This is a genomic window from Halorubrum californiense DSM 19288 (assembly GCF_000336875.1).
Classification (GTDB): domain Archaea; phylum Halobacteriota; class Halobacteria; order Halobacteriales; family Haloferacaceae; genus Halorubrum; species Halorubrum californiense.
In genome coordinates, this window is record NZ_AOJK01000025.1 from 24867 (window position 1) to 41680 (window position 16814).

16 protein-coding genes are annotated in these 16814 nt (G+C 70.5%); 8 read left to right on the top strand and 8 right to left on the bottom strand.

All coding sequences use genetic code 11. The features are described from left to right. Nucleotides 1-310: 310 nt before the first annotated feature. Genes C463_RS05085 through C463_RS05095 form a run of 3 tightly spaced genes read right to left on the bottom strand, consistent with a single transcriptional unit; the run spans nt 311 to nt 3737 of the window. Entirely contained in the window at nt 311-1486 is a 1176-nt protein-coding gene (locus C463_RS05085) for an ABC transporter permease (RefSeq protein WP_008441663.1), read from the bottom strand. Continuing rightward, nucleotides 1483-2298, bottom strand: coding sequence for an ABC transporter ATP-binding protein (locus C463_RS05090; RefSeq protein ID WP_049905595.1), 816 nt, complete (start codon nt 2296-2298; stop codon nt 1483-1485). The genes C463_RS05085 and C463_RS05090 overlap by 4 nt, the downstream gene beginning before the upstream one ends. A 20-nt stretch (nt 2299-2318) precedes the next feature. After that, on the bottom strand, nt 2319-3737 hold the full coding sequence (locus tag C463_RS05095; RefSeq protein WP_008441667.1) for a CARDB domain-containing protein: 1419 nt from the start codon (nt 3735-3737) through the stop codon (nt 2319-2321). 190 nt (nt 3738-3927) lie between these two features. Between C463_RS05095 and psmA the strand changes: the two genes are divergently transcribed. The 4 genes from psmA to C463_RS05115 all read left to right on the top strand — a co-directional run bounded on the left by psmA (nt 3928) and on the right by C463_RS05115 (nt 6698). Next, nucleotides 3928-4731, top strand: coding sequence for an archaeal proteasome endopeptidase complex subunit alpha (psmA, locus tag C463_RS05100; protein WP_193365857.1), 804 nt, complete (start codon nt 3928-3930; stop codon nt 4729-4731). A 180-nt stretch (nt 4732-4911) separates the two neighbouring features. Beyond that, the gene (locus tag C463_RS05105) at nt 4912-5316 is read left to right on the top strand and encodes a helix-turn-helix domain-containing protein (protein ID WP_008441671.1); all 405 of its coding nucleotides are present in this window, start codon (nt 4912-4914) and stop codon (nt 5314-5316) included. 123 nt (nt 5317-5439) lie between these two features. Next, nucleotides 5440-5697 (top strand): DUF7542 family protein, encoded by a 258-nt coding sequence (locus tag C463_RS05110; RefSeq protein WP_008441677.1) that lies wholly within the window; start codon nt 5440-5442, stop codon nt 5695-5697. An 89-nt stretch (nt 5698-5786) separates the two neighbouring features. Continuing rightward, on the top strand, nt 5787-6698 hold the full coding sequence (locus C463_RS05115) for an acetamidase/formamidase family protein (RefSeq protein WP_008441678.1): 912 nt from the start codon (nt 5787-5789) through the stop codon (nt 6696-6698). Between the two features lie 56 nt (nt 6699-6754). Here C463_RS05115 and C463_RS05120 read toward each other — a convergent pair whose 3' ends face one another. Continuing rightward, nucleotides 6755-8797, bottom strand: a complete 2043-nt coding sequence (locus C463_RS05120) for a helicase HerA domain-containing protein (RefSeq protein ID WP_008441679.1) — start codon at nt 8795-8797, stop codon at nt 6755-6757. Between the two features lie 108 nt (nt 8798-8905). On the opposite strand from C463_RS05120, the gene C463_RS05125 reads away from it, so the two are divergent. Next, nucleotides 8906-9268: a DUF5518 domain-containing protein gene (locus C463_RS05125; protein WP_008441680.1), complete on the top strand. Its 363-nt coding sequence runs from the start codon at nt 8906-8908 to the stop codon at nt 9266-9268. 501 nt (nt 9269-9769) lie between these two features. Here the strand turns inward: C463_RS05125 and C463_RS05130 are convergent. Together C463_RS05130 and C463_RS05135 are read right to left on the bottom strand one after the other, a co-directional pair. Next, nucleotides 9770-11434, bottom strand: a complete 1665-nt coding sequence (locus tag C463_RS05130) for a tryptophan--tRNA ligase (protein ID WP_008441681.1) — start codon at nt 11432-11434, stop codon at nt 9770-9772. A gap of 103 nt (nt 11435-11537) precedes the next feature. Continuing rightward, nucleotides 11538-12347 (bottom strand): TOBE domain-containing protein, encoded by an 810-nt coding sequence (locus C463_RS05135; protein ID WP_008441682.1) that lies wholly within the window; start codon nt 12345-12347, stop codon nt 11538-11540. A 104-nt stretch (nt 12348-12451) separates the two neighbouring features. Between C463_RS05135 and C463_RS05140 the strand changes: the two genes are divergently transcribed. From C463_RS05140 to C463_RS05150, 3 genes are read left to right on the top strand one after another with little or no spacing between them, the layout of a single operon-like run. Next, complete coding sequence (locus C463_RS05140) at nt 12452-13441, top strand: substrate-binding domain-containing protein (RefSeq protein ID WP_008441684.1); 990 nt, start codon at nt 12452-12454, stop codon at nt 13439-13441. A 2-nt stretch (nt 13442-13443) separates the two neighbouring features. Further along, nucleotides 13444-14190: an ABC transporter permease gene (locus tag C463_RS05145; RefSeq protein ID WP_008441694.1), complete on the top strand. Its 747-nt coding sequence runs from the start codon at nt 13444-13446 to the stop codon at nt 14188-14190. Between the two features lie 45 nt (nt 14191-14235). Then, entirely contained in the window at nt 14236-14988 is a 753-nt protein-coding gene (locus tag C463_RS05150) for an ABC transporter ATP-binding protein (protein ID WP_008441695.1), read from the top strand. Nucleotides 14989-15320: 332 nt separating this feature from the next. Here C463_RS05150 and C463_RS05155 read toward each other — a convergent pair whose 3' ends face one another. Continuing rightward, nucleotides 15321-15896 carry an HIT family protein gene (locus tag C463_RS05155; RefSeq protein ID WP_008441696.1) on the bottom strand — a complete coding sequence of 192 codons (576 nt, stop codon included), beginning with the start codon at nt 15894-15896 and terminating at the stop codon, nt 15321-15323. Beyond that, the gene (gene map, locus C463_RS05160) at nt 15896-16804 is read right to left on the bottom strand and encodes a type II methionyl aminopeptidase (RefSeq protein WP_008441697.1); all 909 of its coding nucleotides are present in this window, start codon (nt 16802-16804) and stop codon (nt 15896-15898) included. Before map ends, C463_RS05155 begins: the two co-directional genes overlap by 1 nt. Between the last annotated feature and the right edge of the window lie 10 nt (nt 16805-16814).

Sequence of the window (16814 nt, forward strand, 5' to 3'; positions counted from 1 at the left end):
CTGCGCTCCTCACTCGGTCGCTCTCGCTCCCTCGTTGCGGTGCTTCCGTCGTCTGCGCCCGCCTCCCGGCTGCCCCTTTGAGTCCCACCCCGACCGCACAGCAACCGCACCTCACGCCTCCCCAGCCTCGTCGCCGGACTATGTCCGGCTGCAAGCGAGAGCTTCGCTCTCGCCCTGTCAGTCGCCTCCGCTTCGCTCCGGCGACTGACTCCCTCGCGGTCGGCTCGCGCCCTGCGGGCGCTCGCCGGCGCGCCGTTCGGTTCAGTACCTGTTTCGTAGCGGTTCGGCTTCTCGGTCGTCGTCCGCCAGATTAGCTCCGCAGCGCCTCGACCGGACGCTCGTTGGCGGCCTTCCACGCGGGGTACGCGCCGCTGACGAGCCCGACGCCGACGCCGAACACGAGCGCGAGGAGGAGGTAGTAGCCGTTGGTCGGGTCGATGACGAGTGCGGCGTCGACCGCCGGCGTCGCGACGACGAGGCCCGCGACGAGCAGAACGGTGAGCAGCGTCCCGGCCGCGGCGCCGGCCGCGCCGATCAGCCCGGCCTCCGCGAGCAGGACGCGCAACACGTCGCGCCGGGCGACGCCGACCGCGCGCATCACCCCGATCTCCTGTCGGCGCTCGACGGTGCTCATCAGCATGACGTTGAGGATCGAGACGCCGGCGACCACGAGCGAGATGGCTCCGAGCCCGAGGAGGAACGTCGAGAGGAGGTCGAAGAACTCGTTTATCTCGTCGACCAGTGCGGCCAGTTCGAACAGGTCCACGCGCTCTTCCCGGGCGTTCACTTCATCGCGAATCGCATCCGCGGCCGCGCGCGCCTCGGCGCCCGAGTCCGAGACGACGAGCGCCTGCGCGTAGCCGTCGGCCGAGAACGCCGACTCCGGGAGGAAGACGGCGTCGTCCGGCGCCACCGGGCTGAACGTCTGGCTCTCGACCAACACCGCGATCACTCGGACCTGCGAGCCGGCGATCTCGACGGTGTCGCCCGCGCCGGCGTCGAGGTCCTCCGCGATCCCCGCGCCGAGGATCGCGCCCTGCCGGTGCCGCTCGGGGAGCCGGCCCTCCGCGGCCTCGTACGCCAGCGCGGGCTCCTCGACGCCGTACACCGTCGCGAACGTCTGGTCGCCCTGTCGCGCGACCGTGGCGCTGTCGGAGTACAGTGGGACCACCGCGGGACCGTCGACCGCGCGTCGGATCGAGGCGATATCCGCATCCGACAGCGACTCCACGCCCGCGTCGTTGTTCGGCGAGACGACGACCTGCGTGCCGATGTCGCCGATGGCGTCGTCGGCCCCCAGCGCCAGCACGTTCCCGAAGATGCCGAGCGCAGCGACCGCGAGGACGCCGATACAGACCCCCAGAACCGCCAGCACCGTCCGCACCCGGTTCCGCCGCAGGTTCCGGGACGCCATCGACACCGCCGGTCGCCAGCCCCGCAGCCAGCCGGCGAGTCCGCCCGCCGTTCGACCACCGCCGTCGCTCATCGGTCGTCGCCCTCCTCGCTCTCCGGCAGCCCGTCGGTCGGCAGCCCGCCGGTCATCACGCCGTCGGTGAGGTCGACGACGCGGTCGGCGTACTCCTCGACGAGCGGGTCGTGCGTCACCGCGACGACGGCGACCCCCTCGGCCTTGACTCGCTCGAACTCGGCGAGGATCGACTCCCCGGTCTCGGTGTCGAGGTTCCCCGTCGGCTCGTCCGCGAGCAGCACGGACGGCTCGTTGATCAGGGCGCGGGCGATAGCGACCCGCTGCTTCTGTCCGCCCGAGAGCTCGCTCGGTTCGTGGTCGAGCCGGTCGCCGAGCCCGAACCGCGCGAGCAGGTCTGCGGCCCGGTCGCCCGCGTCGCCCGGGTCGAACGCGGTCGGCATCGCGACGTTCTCGACCGCGGTCAGCGTCGGCAGCAGGTGGAAGTCCTGAAAGACGAAGCCGATCGACTCCTTTCGCGCCCGCGTGCGCTCCGCGACCGAGAGGTTCGTCACGTCGGTGCCGTCGAGCAGCCGCCGACCCGCGGTCGGGTCGTCGAGCAGTCCGAGGACGTTCAACAGCGTCGACTTCCCGGAACCGCTGGGGCCGACGACCGCGACGAACTCGCCGGGCCGAACCGCGAAGTCGACGTCGTCGAGCGCGACGACCGGCTCGCCGCCGCCGCTCGTGTACCGCTTGACGACGGCCCGGAGCGCGACGCCGTAGTCGTCGCTCGCGTCGGCGTCCGCGTCATCACCGACCGCCGCGGTGTCATCACCGACCGCTATCGTGTCGTCCGCGGGATCCTCGTTGCGTCCGGCGTCTCCGTTCACCTCGCTCCCGGTGTCCTCGCTCACGGCGCCGACCCGTCGCGTCGCCGGCCCGTCGAACCGCCGATCCGTCCGGTCCTGACCGCGACGCCGACCGCGCCGGCGAGGCCGACGAGCGCGAGGCCGCTCGCCACCGCGCCCGCCGCGCCCACCCCGCCGGTCCCGATCCGGCCGAGCGCGCCGCCGCTCTCGGCGTCGTCGTCGGGTTCCGGTGCCGCCACGGTCAGCGTCTCCGTGTATCGGACGCCGCGCTCGGTGTAGGTGACGCGGATCGGGATCTCGTCGGCGACGGAGGCGTTCACCGCGGTCGACAGGTCGAAGCCGACGAAGTCGCTCGCGCCGAGCGACCCGACGAAGTACTCCTCGCCCGTCGGCGTCGGCTCGACGCCCGGCGCGTCGCCGACCGAGACGACCGCGCCCGTCATCTCGGCGCTCCCTGCGTTTCCGAGGTTGGCGTCGACGACGACCGCGCCGTCCCCGACCTCGCGGACCGTCGCGTCGGTCACGGTCGGCGTCGCCTCGCGGACCGGGTACGTCACCGTCGACGTCGCGGCGCGGTCCGTCCCGTCCCCGAGGTCGTCCGTGTCGGCGCGGAACGCCGCGGTGACTGTCACGTTCGACCGCCGGTCGAGCGGGCCGAGGTCCACGATCACGCGCCGCTCCTCGCCGGGCGCGATGTCCTCGACGACGAACGGACCGACCGAGACTGTCTCGGTGGCCGCCTCGCTGTCCCCGTCACCGGCGTCGACCGCGGTCCCGACGGCGCGGAGGCTCACGCGGTCGGCGGTCGTCGTGCCGGTGTTGACGACGGTCACTTCGACCGGCGAGTCGGCGACGGGCGGGGCGGACTCGTCGCCCTCACCGGTGTCGAGGCCGCCGCCACCGCCGAAGATGCCTTGGATGCCGCCGACGCCGAGGTCGCCGGTCGAGGCCTCGCCCTCGTCGTCGCTCTGGAGGTCCTCGGGGTCGAGCGCGCGGGTCCGCAGGTCGAGCGCGACGTCCGTCGGAAGCACCTCGATCACAGCGTCGCGGGAGACGGTCACGAGTTCGCCGCTCGTCGACTGGTTCGCGACGGCCTCGACGGTGAGCCGCTCCGCGCCGGGCTCCTCGAACGTCGTCCACAGCGTCGCGTCGAGCGAGTCCCCGGCCGAGAGGGCGCCGACGCCCGAGACGCTGTCGAGCACGTCGCCGTCGGCGTTCCGGACGCGGACCTCGGTGACGTTCGCCGCCGCGTCGCTGCCGCCGGAGTTCGAGACGGTGACGTTCAGCGCCGTCCGCTCGCCGACGGTCGGGTCGCTCGGCGACGTCCCGACCTCGCCCACGGTGATCCGCGCGTCCGGTACCGCCGCCGCGCCGCCGACCGCGAACGCCCCGCCGACCGTCGCAAGGACCAGTAGCGCGGCCAGCAGCGCGGCTGTAGTTCGTGTGGTACTCAAAGTCATGATGACTACGCGACCTGCGTGGATATATCCGTCGCCGGCGGAAGCGGGCTTGACTCCGCGCCTCGGACTGAACGCAACGGACCCGTGGTCGACGGCCTCCGAGACGTACCGGTTACGGATGCTTTTTCAACGGCCCGACGTAAGTAGTGGTAATGAGCGAACGCGACACCGCGCGAGCGGGTGATGGGCGATGATGGGGAACAACGACCAGCAGGCGTACGACCGCGGCACGTCGCTGTTCTCGCCGGACGGGCGCATCTACCAAGTCGAGTACGCCCGCGAGGCGGTCTCGCGCGGCGCGCCGAGCGTCGGCGTCCGGACGACGGACGGCGTCGTCTTCGTCGCGATGTCCCGCCCCTCTTCGTCGCTGATGGAGGCGGAGAGCATCGAGAAGCTCCACAAGCTCGACGACCACCTCGGCACCGCGAGCGCGGGCCACGTCGCCGACGCCCGCCAGCTGATCGACCTCGCGCGCCGCCAGTCGCAGGGGAACCGCCTGCGCTACGGCGAGCCAGTCGGCGTCGAGACGCTGACGAAGTTCGTCACCGACCACATTCAGGAGAACACCCAGCGCGGCGGCACGCGCCCCTACGGCGCCGCGCTCCTCATCGGCGGGATTGACAACGGCGAGCCGCGCCTGTTCGCCGCCGACCCGTCGGGGACCCCCAACGAGTGGAAGGCGACCGTCATCGGCGGCGGCCGGCAGGACATTCAGGGCCACCTCGAAGACGAGTGGCACGACGACCTCTCGCTTGCGGACGGCATCGAACTCGCGGTCGCGGCGCTGGCCGCCCACGACGACGAGTTCGAGCCCTCGGACCTCGCGGTCGCGACCGTGACCGAGGCCGACGGCTTCCGGACGGTGCCGGTCGAGGAGGTCGAGGCCGCGTTCGAGGCGGCGGGTCTCGACGACGACGACGAGGCGGACGCGGACGGCGAATCCGGCGCGGACGACGCGGACGGCGACGAGTCCGAAGCGGACGACGAGGAGTAGCGACCGCGACTCGGCTCCGTCCGCGTCGTCCGCGCCGCGAACGGCCGAGCGACGACCGACCCACGGTCGACCGCGACTCGATCGACCGCGCCGCGCTCGGTGATCGCCCGACCGACTGTGCGGAATTGTACATCCCTCACACAACACTTTTGACGGCGGGAGTCGTATATCCGGCGTAAAATGCCCGATTCGATGTCTGAACAGCTCCAACGGGACATGGAGTGTGAGGGGTTACTCGAGTGTTTCCACGGTCTGAAGCAGTTGGACAAGGACTGCTATCAGGCGCTCGTGTCGGCCGACGAGGCGCTCACGATCGACGAGGTCGCGGAGCGCGTCGACCGGGAGCGCTCCACCGCCTACCGCGCGGTTCAGCGGCTCCTCAAGGCCGGCTTCATCCAGAAAGAGCAGATAAACTACGAGCAGGGCGGCTACTACCACGTGTACAGGCCGACGGACCCGTCGCAGATCGCCGACGACATGCAGCGGATGCTCAACGACTGGTACGCGAAGATGGGCCAGCTCATCGGCGAGTTCGAAGAGAAGTACGACCGGCCGGAGCGCGCCGCCGCCACCGCCGAGAACTGACGCGAGCGACGCGAGTCCGCCGCCGACTGCGCCGAAGTGAGTGCGCCGAAGCGACTGCGCCGAACCGCTTGGATGCGAGACGGGAACCGGTGGTGTTAGGCTGTTCGACGCCGTACGAGCGGTATGGCGACGAGCGTCCGCGTCCGGTGTGACGACTGTTCGTACGAAGCGGCGTTCGACTCCCTCCGGCGAGCGCGGACGGCCCTGAGCGAGCACGAGCGCGCGACCGGCCACGCGGTCGCGTGGGAGATCGGGTCGCTGGCCGGCGGCGTCGAGCGCGCCGGTGACGACGCCGGCGTGTGTGGTCGGGAGGGCTGTGCGAACGCCGACTCGCCGCTGCTCGACCACGAGGCCGGGCGCAAACCGGAGTCGGACGACTGATCGCGCGGCCGCCAACGGAGTCGGGCGTCCGACGGCGACGCGTCCCCCGCGGCGGGGATTTTTGTTTCCGCCGCGCCGAGTTGGATTCGATGCCACGTGAAGTCGTCTCATACCGCGACGGCCACGTCTACGAGTTCGGGCCGGAGATGGACCCGGTCTACGAGGCCGCCGACGGCGAGTCGCTGACGATCGAGACGGTGGACAGCCTGAACGGCGAGATTCAAGCGGACGACGACCTGCTCGACGCGATTCCGGAGGAGGTCAACGCCGCGACCGGACCGATCGCGGTGGCCGGTGCGAGCCCCGGCGACGTCCTCGCGGTGGAGATAGCGGCCGTGCGCGTCGCCGAGGACCGCGGCCGCGTGCTCACCGCACCGGGGTTCGGACTCCGTCAGGACGACCCCGAGATCGACCACCCCGCGACGCGGATCACCGACGTCGACGGCGGCGGTGAGACAATAGCGTTCGAGGGGATCGACGTGCCGATCGAGCCCGTGATCGGGACGATCGGCGTCGCCACGGACGGCGAGACGATATCGACGCTCACGCCAGACGACCACGGCGGCAACCTCGATACGGCCGACGTGACCGCCGGGACGACCGTCTACTTCCCGGTGTTTCAGGAGGGCGCGATGTTGGCGATGGGCGACGCGAAGGCCGCGATGGCCGACGGCGAGATGTGCGGGACCGGCGCCGAGATCGCGGTCGAGGTCGACGCGACGCTCTCGGTGATCGAGGACCCGGCCGTTTCGCTCGACCGCCCCGTCGTCGACACCGGCGACGCGGTGAAGACGCTCGCGAGCGCCGCGACGCTGGAGGAGGCAGTCGAACTGGCGAACGGCGACATGCTGGATCTGTTGGCGCACGACCACGGCTTCTCCCGTACCGACGCGTACCTCTTCTCTAGCCTCGTCGGCGGGCTGGAGATCAGTCAGGTGGTCGACCCGCAGGTGACGGCCCGGAACGCGGTGCCCAGCGAGTACCTCTCGCTGGCGTTCTGACTTCACGAATTCGCGAGAAACCAGCGACGCTCCCGGTCGGCGTCGCCCGCCCGGTCTCAGCGCTCCGATCGCTCGGCGAACCGACGCGCGGCGTCGCTCAGGCCGGTCTCGGCGGCCGTCCTGTCGGCCTCGCGTGTGTCGGCGTCCGCTCCGTTTCGGCCGCGGTCGGCCGCGGCTTCGGAACCGTCGTCTCCCGTGGTCGCGCCGTCGGCGTCGTCGAACGTGGGTCCGTCACCGTTGTCGGCGCCCGCGCCGTCGCCGACTTCGGACGGGTCGGCGTCCGGCGGGTAGCTCAATTCGGCGGGCGGGACGAAGACGCGCTCGACGGCGCGGACGATCTCGTCGACCTGTTCCTCGTCGAGGCGGTCGGCGTACGCCTCGCGGACGAGGTCGGGGACCGCGTAAGCGTAGCTTCCGCGGCCCGCGTGGCGGATGAGCCCCGCGCGTCGGATCGGGCGGTGGCGGCTGTAGGCGTGCCCGGAGTCGCCGTCGCCGCCGGCGTCGATGTGGGCCGCGACGGGGTCGCTGGCGCCCTCGCGGCGGTAGTGGCGGAGCATGCCGCGCGAGAGCTCCGGCAGCGTCCCGATCCGCGAGCGCAACTCCTCGATGACGGCCTCTCGGGTACCGAGTTCGATCGCGTCGTCGAACCGGAGCGCACTCTCGGCGACGTCGTCGCGGGTGACCGGGTCCACGTCGTCCGCCGGGTCCGTCTCCTCCTCAGTTACGGGATCCGCGTTTGAGGCGTCGGCGTCCGCGGCGACCGTGTCCGCGGCCTCAGCGTTTGCGCCCGCAGCGTCTCCGTTTGCGGCGCCTCCGTCCGCGTCGATCTCGGCCCCGCCGTCGGCGGCCGAGGCGTCCGATTCGATCGCGGTCTCGGTCTCCGTTTCGGCGGCGTCCTCCGCGTGCGCCTCGGTCGCGGCGACCGCCTCGTCGTACGACTTGAGAACGGACTGGTCGCCGTCGTCGCCCTCGCGGGCGTCGTCTGGTCGCTCGGCGCCGGCGAGCCGCTCGGGCCCTGCTCGGGGGCCGCCGCCGCGGTACGGCGCCTCGGCTTTCCCCAGCAGCGCCTGCGCGAACTGGTCGGCCATGTCGCTCAGGTCGCGGGCCTCCTCCAGCTCGCGTTCGAGGTCGGCGATCCGCCGGTCCTTCTTCTCCAACTCCTGCTTGAGGTCGGCTATCTCGGACTCGCGGCGCTCCTTCTCGTCGGAGATGGACTGGAGTTCGCCGACGAGGTCGCTGGAGACGGACTTCAGTTCGGGCCGCTCGAAGTCGTCGAGCCCGGGCGTCGCGCCCGCGTCGAACGTCTCCTTGCGGTGGAACTGGATCCGGCGGATCGACTCGTCCCAGTCGGTCAGCAGGAACGCCTCGCCGTCGCCGAGGTCCTCGACCGCGCTGGCGTACTTCGAGCCGAGGATGCGGCCGACCACCTTCGTGTCGTTGTCCCAGGTGAGCCGGTGCCAGCAGAGCCAGTCGCACTGGGTGATGAAGTCCTTCTTGACGTCGGCCGGGCGCTGGCTGATCCCGACGATGCCGAGCCCGTGCTTCCGGCCGCGCTTGCCGACCTTGATCAGCATCTTCCCCGTCTCGTCCATCCCGCCGCCCTCGGGGATGTACTCGTGACACTCCTCGATCACGAGCAGGAACGGCTTCTTCATGCGCTTCTCCTTCGCGAACAGCTGTTTGACGACCTCCAAGAGGAGTTCGTTCGCGGTCTCCTCTTCGAGGTAGCCCGAGACGTCAAGGATGATCGGGACGTTCTGTTCCAAGGCGAGGGTCGCGAGCTTCTCGGCGTGTTCGGGTGAGACGACGATGTCGCACTCGTCGTCAGCGCCGGCGTGAAGAATTTCATATTCTTCTTTTAAACCGTAATATTCACCGTCTGTGTCCACGATAATGACAGGAAATCCGTTAGATAGCAAATTTTCTATCACAACGGACGCGGTGTTGCTCTTCCCGGACCCGCTCTTGCCCGTAATAAACGACCGGCCGGTGAGCACGTCGACGACCGGGAGCTCGACCGGCGACCCCGGCTCCGCCGTCGCGTCGCCGCCGATCCCCTCGCTGACGTCCGCGACGTGGATCGTCTCTGCCTCGCTCATACCCGTGAGAGGTGGCGCCCGCCTCATAAACCATCGCCTCGCCCGTCCCGTCGCCCTCGGGCGGCGGCGTCCACAAGAAGTAAATCGGCGCCGGGAGTTTGGCCGCGCATGGACACCGAGAACACCCTCCTCAACGCGGTCGTCGGCGCTATCGCGTCGGCCGTCCTCTCGTTTACCGGCATCTCACCCCTCCTCGGCGGCGCCGTCGCCGGGTATCTGAACGGCGACGACGGGCTGCGCGTCGGCGCGCTCTCCGGTGCCATCGCGTCGATTCCGATCGTCGGGCTGCTGCTGCTCGTACTGGTGATCCTTCCGTTCTTGGGACTCTTCGGCTTCCCGCTCGAAGCTGGCCTCGCGGCCGGGGGAATCGTCCTCGTCGCGGCCGTCGTGGTGTTGGGCGGCGTCGCCTACTCCGTGGTGTTGAGCGCGCTCGGCGGGCTGCTGGGCGTGTACGTGAAAGAGGAACTGTAGGTCGGTCGCTGTTACTTATAAATAGCTGAATCCGGATCGGCGGAGAACGCTACCAAAGCCTCAGCCGCTCAGTTATACATGCTTTGACCGAAAATCGGCGATAACCACTCCCAAAGCCCCCGCCGCGAGGACTCGCGCGGCTTGCTGCGCGCCTCGCTCGGTCGCTCGCGTTGCTCGCTCCTTCGCTGCGGTGCTTGCTACGCCGTGCTTNCGGCTTGCTGCGCGCCTCGCTCGGTCGCTCGCGTTGCTCGCTCCTTCGCTGCGGTGCTTGCTACGCCGTGCTTCGCCCTCGCGGCTGCCGTTTGAGTCCCGCCCCCACGGCACCGCCCAGCACCTCACGCCTCCCCAGCCTCGTCGGCGGTCCTCCGCTTTGCTCCGGACCGCCGACTCCCTCGCGCGTGCGGTTCGCGCCGCGAGGCGGCGCTCGCCGGCACGCGCCACCGCACCACCTGTGTATAAACGGTGTGCGAGAATCGGCCTACGACCCGACCTCGAAACGCCTCAGTGTTCGCCGCCGGTGCCGCGCCGGTCGGAGTCGAGGTCGATGTCGAGGTCGTCGAGCAGTTCCTCGGCCTCCTCGCGCTTCTCCTGGTGGTCTTCGAGGAACTCTCGCATCAGCTCGGCGGCCTGCTCCTTACAGCCGCCACAGAGGCGCTCGCCGTTGACGCACTCGGCGTACACCTCCTTGGTCAGCTCGTCGTCGTCGCCCGCGAGCAGGTAGGCGTACAGCTCGTAGACGGGGCACTCGTCGGCCTCGCCGCCGAGTTCGCGCTGCTCGTCGGCGGTGTCGCGGCCGCCGGTGGTCGCCGCCTTCACCTTGTCGTAGCCGTCCTCGGGGTCGTCCAGCAGCGAGATGTGGCTCGCCGGGATAGACGAGGACATCTTCCCGCCGGTGAGCCCGGTCATGAACCGGTGGTAGATCGAGGATGGCTGGCGGAAGCCGAACCCGTCGTGGTCGATCTCGACCTCCCGGGCGACGGACTCGGCCTCGTCGCGGGTGAGGTCGAAGGCGTCGACGTGCCCCTCGAAGACGCGCTTTTCGCCCTCCACGGCCTCGATCAGCGCCTCGAACGCCTCGTCGGTCGCGTTGCGGTCGAAGAAGCGCACGCGGGGGCGGAGCGGCTCCTTCCCGCCGGCGCGGAGCTTGTCGAGCGCGGTCGACTTCGCAGCCGCGAGGTCGACGCTCTTGCGGTCGCTCTCCGGCGGCTCGTAGTCCGCGAGCCACTCGGCGGCGTCCTCGCAGCGCACGTCCGAATCCGCCTCCTCACCCTCGCCGGTCGCGAGCGCGTCGTACGCGGCCCGGACGAGCTGTCGCTCCTCGTCGTCCAGCTCGAAGGAGGCGAACGCCTCGGTCACCTTGAAGTAGCGCACGCGGGTCGCCAGGTCGCGGGTGAGCCGGACGTGGGGGTCTTGGTCTGGGCCGACCGGGATGACGGTGGGCTTCGGCTCGTCGACGAGCTGCGGGTAGAGGATGTCCGCGGTCTGGGTGATGACGCTCTGCATGTGCGAGATGTTCGTCTCGCCGTCGAAGCCGTAGATCGCCTCGAACTCCGAGAAGTTCGCCTTCGAACCGAGCTCGAAGCCGAGGTCTTGGACCGCGCGGTTGTCGGACTGGCGGTACAGCTCCCCGTCCTCGGCGTCGAAGCCGAGCGCGAGCAGCGAGAGGAGGTAGTTGCGGGCGTGCTCGTCGATCTCGTCCCACGACATGCCGCGCGCGGAGTGCGCTTCGAGGTCGGCGATGAGCCCGAACGCGTCGCCGCCCATCTCCTGATGCCAGATGATCTCGTCAAACACGAGCTTGTGACCGATGTGGGGGTCGCCCGTGGGCATGAACCCGGAGAGCGCCGCGAACGGCTCGTCGTTCGCCATCGCCTCCGCGACCGCGTCGTACTCGCGGTGGCCGAAGATGACGCCGCGGCGCATCAGGTAGTGCGGGTCCGGCACGTCGTCGTCGACCTCGTCGAACGCCTCGATGCCGAACTCGGCGAAGAGGTCCGCGTAGTCCCCGACCGACGCCGACCCCCACGGGTCGAGCGCGACGTCCTCGGTCGGCTCGTCCGCGTCGGTCCCGCCGTCGGTCCGGGGGGGCGTCGACGGCCCGCGGGCGTCGCCGGACTCGCGCCCGTCGCCGCCCGGCGTCGCCCCCTCGGGGGTGTCCTCGTCCATACCACCTCTCCCGTCGGTCAACGCAAAAACCGTTCGCTTGCGCGGGAGCGGTTGGCACGGCGCGACGCCATCCGAACTCGCCGACCCCGTCCGAACCCGCGGGTCAGCGCCGCCCCGTCTGTGCCACCAGCCGCGTCGCGGTCGCCTTCCACCGGATCGAGACCGGGTCTCCGGGAGCGAGACCGAGCCGATCGACGCTCTCGGCGGTGATCAGCGCGGCAACGTCGACGGCACCCACGTCGCTCGTCTCCTTTCCGTCGGCCGGTTCGACCTCGATCCGGACCGTCGACACGGTCTCGCCGGAGTCGATCTCGGAGACTCGCCCGTCGAGGCGATTCCGGGCGCTCGTCGCGTCGGGGTCGACCGCGTTGGCCGCGTCGTTGACGGTGACGGCGTCCGCGCCGATCCGGACCTGGACCGCGTCGCCGACGGCGACCGCAGCGCCGTCACCGCCGTCGCCGCCGTCGTTCCCCTCGCCGCCGGCTCCGCCGTGGAGCCCGGAGAGCTCCCCGACCGGAGTGTCGACGACTGCGATCTCGCCGTCGATCGCCTCGACCGTCCCGCGGAGGACCGTCTCGGGCACCGACGCCGTCGCCGCGAGGACGGCCTGGAGCCGGTCGTAGCGGTCGAGGAGGTCCCGAGCCGACGGCGCGAGCCGGCTCCCGCCGCCGCCCTCGCCGCCGCGACGGCGCTCGACGAGCGTGCCGTAGGCCTCCTCCAGCGTCTCGATCCGGGTGAGGGCGCGGGCACGGGACCGCCCGAGGGCCTCGGCCGCGCCCGCGACCGACCCCGCCGCGTCGACCGCGCGCAACAGGGCCGCGTCGCGGCCGTCGAACTCGACGCCGCCCTCGATCAGCGCGGCGCGCCCGCGGCCCGCGGCCGGGTCCGCCCCGGAGCCGGTCGAGTCTCTCATGCCCGGAGGATGCGGGCGGGCCGTGATGGCGTTTTCGACCGGCCGTTGCCCGTCGCTTGCCGCGGCACACAACTTATATGCCGTGTCGACCCACCGTTGTATCTATGCCGATACAACGACGCAAGTTCGTGGCCGCGGTCGGTGCCGGAGCGATCGTGAGTACGGCCGGCTGCTCGTCGACGAACGACGGCGGCGACGGCGGCGACGGAGGCGGTGGCGATGGGACCGGCGGTAACGGGACCGACGGCGGAAGCGCCGCCGAGTCCGTCGGCGTCGCCGGCGAGACGCTGACGCTCACGACGACGACGAGTACCTACGACACGGGCCTGCTCGACGAGATCCACTCGGACTTCGAGGAGATGTACGGCGTCACGGTCGACGCCGTCGCGCAGGGGACGGGCGCGGCGCTGGAGACCGCCCGCAACGGCGACTCGGACATCGTGATGGTCCACGCCCGCGGGCTCGAAGACGAGTTCATGCGCAACGGGTACGGGATCAACCGCCGCGACCTGATGTTCAACGACTTCGTGATCGTCGGGCCGGAGAGCGACCCGGCCGGAATTCAGGGGATGGGCTCCGCCACCGAGGCGCTCACGGCCATCGCCGACGCGCAGGCGCAGTTCGTCTCCCGCGGCGACAACTCGGGGACCCACACGAAGGAGCTGAACCTCTGGGAGGCGGCGGGCACGGACCCCGGCGGCGACTGGTATCAGGAGACCGGTACCGGGATGGGCGAGGCGCTCAACATCGCCAACCAGCAGGGCGCGTACACGCTCTCCGACCGCGGAACCTTCATCTCGCAGCGCTCGGAGATCGACCTGACGATCCTCGTTCAGGGACCGATCGAGGGCGGGCCGGAGATCCTCGCGAACCCGTACGGCGTCATGGCGGTCAACCCCGGCGTCCACGAGAACGCCAACTACGACCTCGCGATGGCGTACATCGGCTGGATCACCAGCCCGGGCGTCCAGAACGCCATCTCGGAGTATCAGGTGAACGGCGAGCAGCTGTTCTTCCCCGAGGCCGTCTCCGAGGACCCCGACTTCCAGCAGTACGTTCCGGAAGGCTGGAGTAGCGACGACTCGGACTCGTAAGCGTGCCGATCGAACCGGTCGCACAGCTGGCTCCCGCCCTGCTCGACTCGGGCGCGGGCCCCGCGTCCCTCTTCGGAGCCTCGTTCAGGGAGGGGTACGTCGGGAGCATTATCGCGGTCTCGCTGTACGTGAGCCTCACGGCCGTGGCGCTGAGTACCTTGGTCAGCGTGCCGGCCGCCGTCGCGATCGGCCTCACGGAGTTCCCCGGGAAGGGGTTCGTGAAGTCGGTCGTCAACACCGGGATGGGGTTCCCGAGCGTGGTCGTCGGGCTGGTGGTGCTGTTCGCGGTCTCCAATCAGGGGCCGCTGGGGTCGCTGGAGCTCATCTTCACCCGCGAGGCGATGATCATGTCGCAGTTCGTCCTCGCGACGCCGCCGATCACGGCGATCAGCCTCGCGGCCGTGAGCGGCGTCGACGACGGGGTCCGCGACGCCGCCCGCGTCCTCGGCGGGACGCGCATCGACGTCGCGCTGGTGGTGATCAAGGAGGCCCGCTACGGGATCGCGACCGCGGTGTTGGCCGGGTTCGGCCGCGCGGTGAGCGAGGTCGGCTCCGTCCTCATCGTCGGCGGGAACATCACGAGCGCGGACGGCATCTCGAAGACCCGCACCCTGACCACCGCGATCCAGCTCGAAGCGCGGCAGGGCCGGTACGAGACCGCCATGATTCTGGGCGCCGTGCTGGTCGCGCTCGTGTTGACCGTCAACGCCGTCGTCGTCCGCTTCGGCGACCGGGGGGTGGCGGGCTGATGCGCCGGGAGGTGACAGGATGACGCGCCGAGGGGTGACAGACTGATGCTCCGCGCGACGAACGTGTCGCGGTCGTACGGCGACGAGACGGTGTTCCGCGACCTCACGGTCGACGTCGACGCGGGCGAGGTCGTCGCGGTCATCGGCCCCTCCGGCGTCGGCAAGACGACGCTGCTGCGGACGCTCGCGCTGTCGCTGGAGCCGGACGAGGGGACAGTGACGCTCGACGGGACCGACCCGTGGGCGGTCGACGAAGCGGCGCGGCTCGCGCTCCGCCGCCGGGTCGGCATGGTGTTCCAAGAGGCGAGCCTCTTCGGCGGGTCGGTCGCCCGCAACGTCGAGTACGGGCTCCGGGTCCGCCGCTCGTGGAGCGAGCGGCTCGCCTCGCTCGTCCGACTCTCCGGCGCGGCGGACGCGGTCCACGAGTCGCTCGACGTCGTCGGACTGACCGACAAGACGGACCAGCCGGCCGACTCGCTCTCCGGCGGCGAGGCCCAGCGGGTGTCGTTCGCCCGCGCGCTGGCGTACGACCCCGACGCGCTGCTGCTCGACGAGCCCACCTCCGACCTCGACCCGCGCAACACCGCCGTCATCGAGGAGGCGATCGGCGAGGCGAAATCGAGGGGGATCGGGGTCGCGCTCGCGACCCACGACATGCATCAGGCCGAGCGGGTCGCGGACCGCGTCGCGGTGCTGCTCGACGACGGGATCACGGAGATCGGGCCGACCGAGGAGATCTTCGAGGACCCCGCCGACGAGCGCACCCGGAAGTTCATCTCGGGCGAACTGGTGTACTAATATCGTGGAAGAGCGGGAAGCCGGTCGGATTCCGGCAGTCTGACGTGGCTGACCGACGGATCTGCGGAGAACGCCTCCAAAGCCCCAGTCGTGAGGACGACGCACGCTTGCTGCGCCCCTCGTCACTCACTCCGTTCGTTCCTGCGGTGCTTACGTCGCCTGCGCCGTCCTCAACTGCCCCTTTGGATCCCTCCCCGCACCGCTCCGCACAGCACCTCACACCTCCCCAGCCTCGTCGGCGGTCCTCCGCTTTGCTCCGGACCGCCGACTCCCTCACGCGTGCGACTCGCGGCCTTCGGCCGCTCGCCGGCACGCGCCACCGCACCGGTTGTTTACAAACAATCGACACCGCCGAATGAGACCTCGAAGTCGAGTTCGACCGCCTCGCCCGCCTCGGCGTCGCCCGGGTCGACGACGTGCTCGTCGGCCGCGAAGCCCGCGTGGAGGTGGTCGTAGGTGCGGTCTATGGCCTCCACGATCACCTTCGTGTCGCCGGTGACGGGCATGAAGTTCGTGTCGCCGTTCCAGCGCGGGACGACGTGGGTGTGGAGGTGATCGATCGACCCGCCCGCGGCGTCGCCGCCGAGGTTCTGCCCGGTGTTGACGCCGTCGGGGTCCATATCGCGTCGCAACGCCGCGAGCGTCGCCGCTTTCAGCTTCGCGTGGTCGAGGAGAGTCTCGTCGTCGAGGTCAGTCGGGTCCTCGACGTGTTCGTCGGGGATCACCATCGCGTGGCCGGGGTTGTACGGCGCGTTGTTCAGGAGGACGTAGTTACGCTCGCTGCGGGCGACGACGCGCGCCTCGCGGGCGTCCTCGCGCTCGGGCAGGACGCAGAACGGGCAGCCGTCGATCGGGTCCGCGTCGCGTTCGACCCACTCGATCCGCCACGGCGCGAAGATCTGGTCCATCAGTCGTCGAAGCCGTGGATACCCGCGGTCGTCACCTCGACGCCGTCCTCGGTGACCAGCAGGGTGTGTTCCGCCTGACTCACGATGGCGTCGTCGTCCTCCGTCAGGACGGGGTACCCCTCGATCGCGTTCGCCTGCTTCAGCCGGCGAAGCGCCATCTCGGCGCGGTCCGTCTCCAGCCACCGCGCCGCGAACGGGAGGTCGTCGAACGCCTCGATCTCTTCGAGCGCCTGCCGCGCCCGCCGGTCGCGCACGCTCGCGGAGCCCTGCTGTTCGAAGATCTCCTCGTCGGTCCCCTCGCCGACCTTCCCGCGGCCGTCGGTGGCGAACGGCTCGATGGCGACCGCCTGTCCCGGTTCGAGTTCGACCGAGCGGTCGACGCCGCGGTTCGGCACCGTGGGCCCGGTGTGGGCGTCGTAGCGCTGGACGCCGTGGCCGGAGAGGTTGAGGACCGGCGTGTAGCCGTACCCGCGGATCACGTCCTCGATCGCCCCCCCGACCACGCCGACCTCGACGCCCGGGCCGGCCTCGTCGAGCGCGGCTTCGAGCGCCATCTCGGCGGCCTCGACGAGTTCGGGGGTCCCGGTGTGGTCGACCGTCACCGCGGCGTCGGCGATGTAGCCGTCGACGTGGACGCCGACGTCGAGACACACCATCTCCTCGCCGAACTCGGTCTCGTCGTCTCGGCTTGGCGTCGCGTGCGACGCCTCGGGGTCGACGCTGATGTTGACCGGGAACGCGAGGCCGGCCCCCTGCTCGCGGACGAAGTCCTCCGTCCACTCGGCGACTTCGAGGTGGGTCCGGCCCGGCTCGACCATCTCGCGGGCCTCGTTCATCGCCTCGACCAGCACCGCGCCGGCCTCGCGGTAGCTCTCGACCGCGTCCTCGTCCAGAGGTCCGTGACTCATGGCTCCGGCT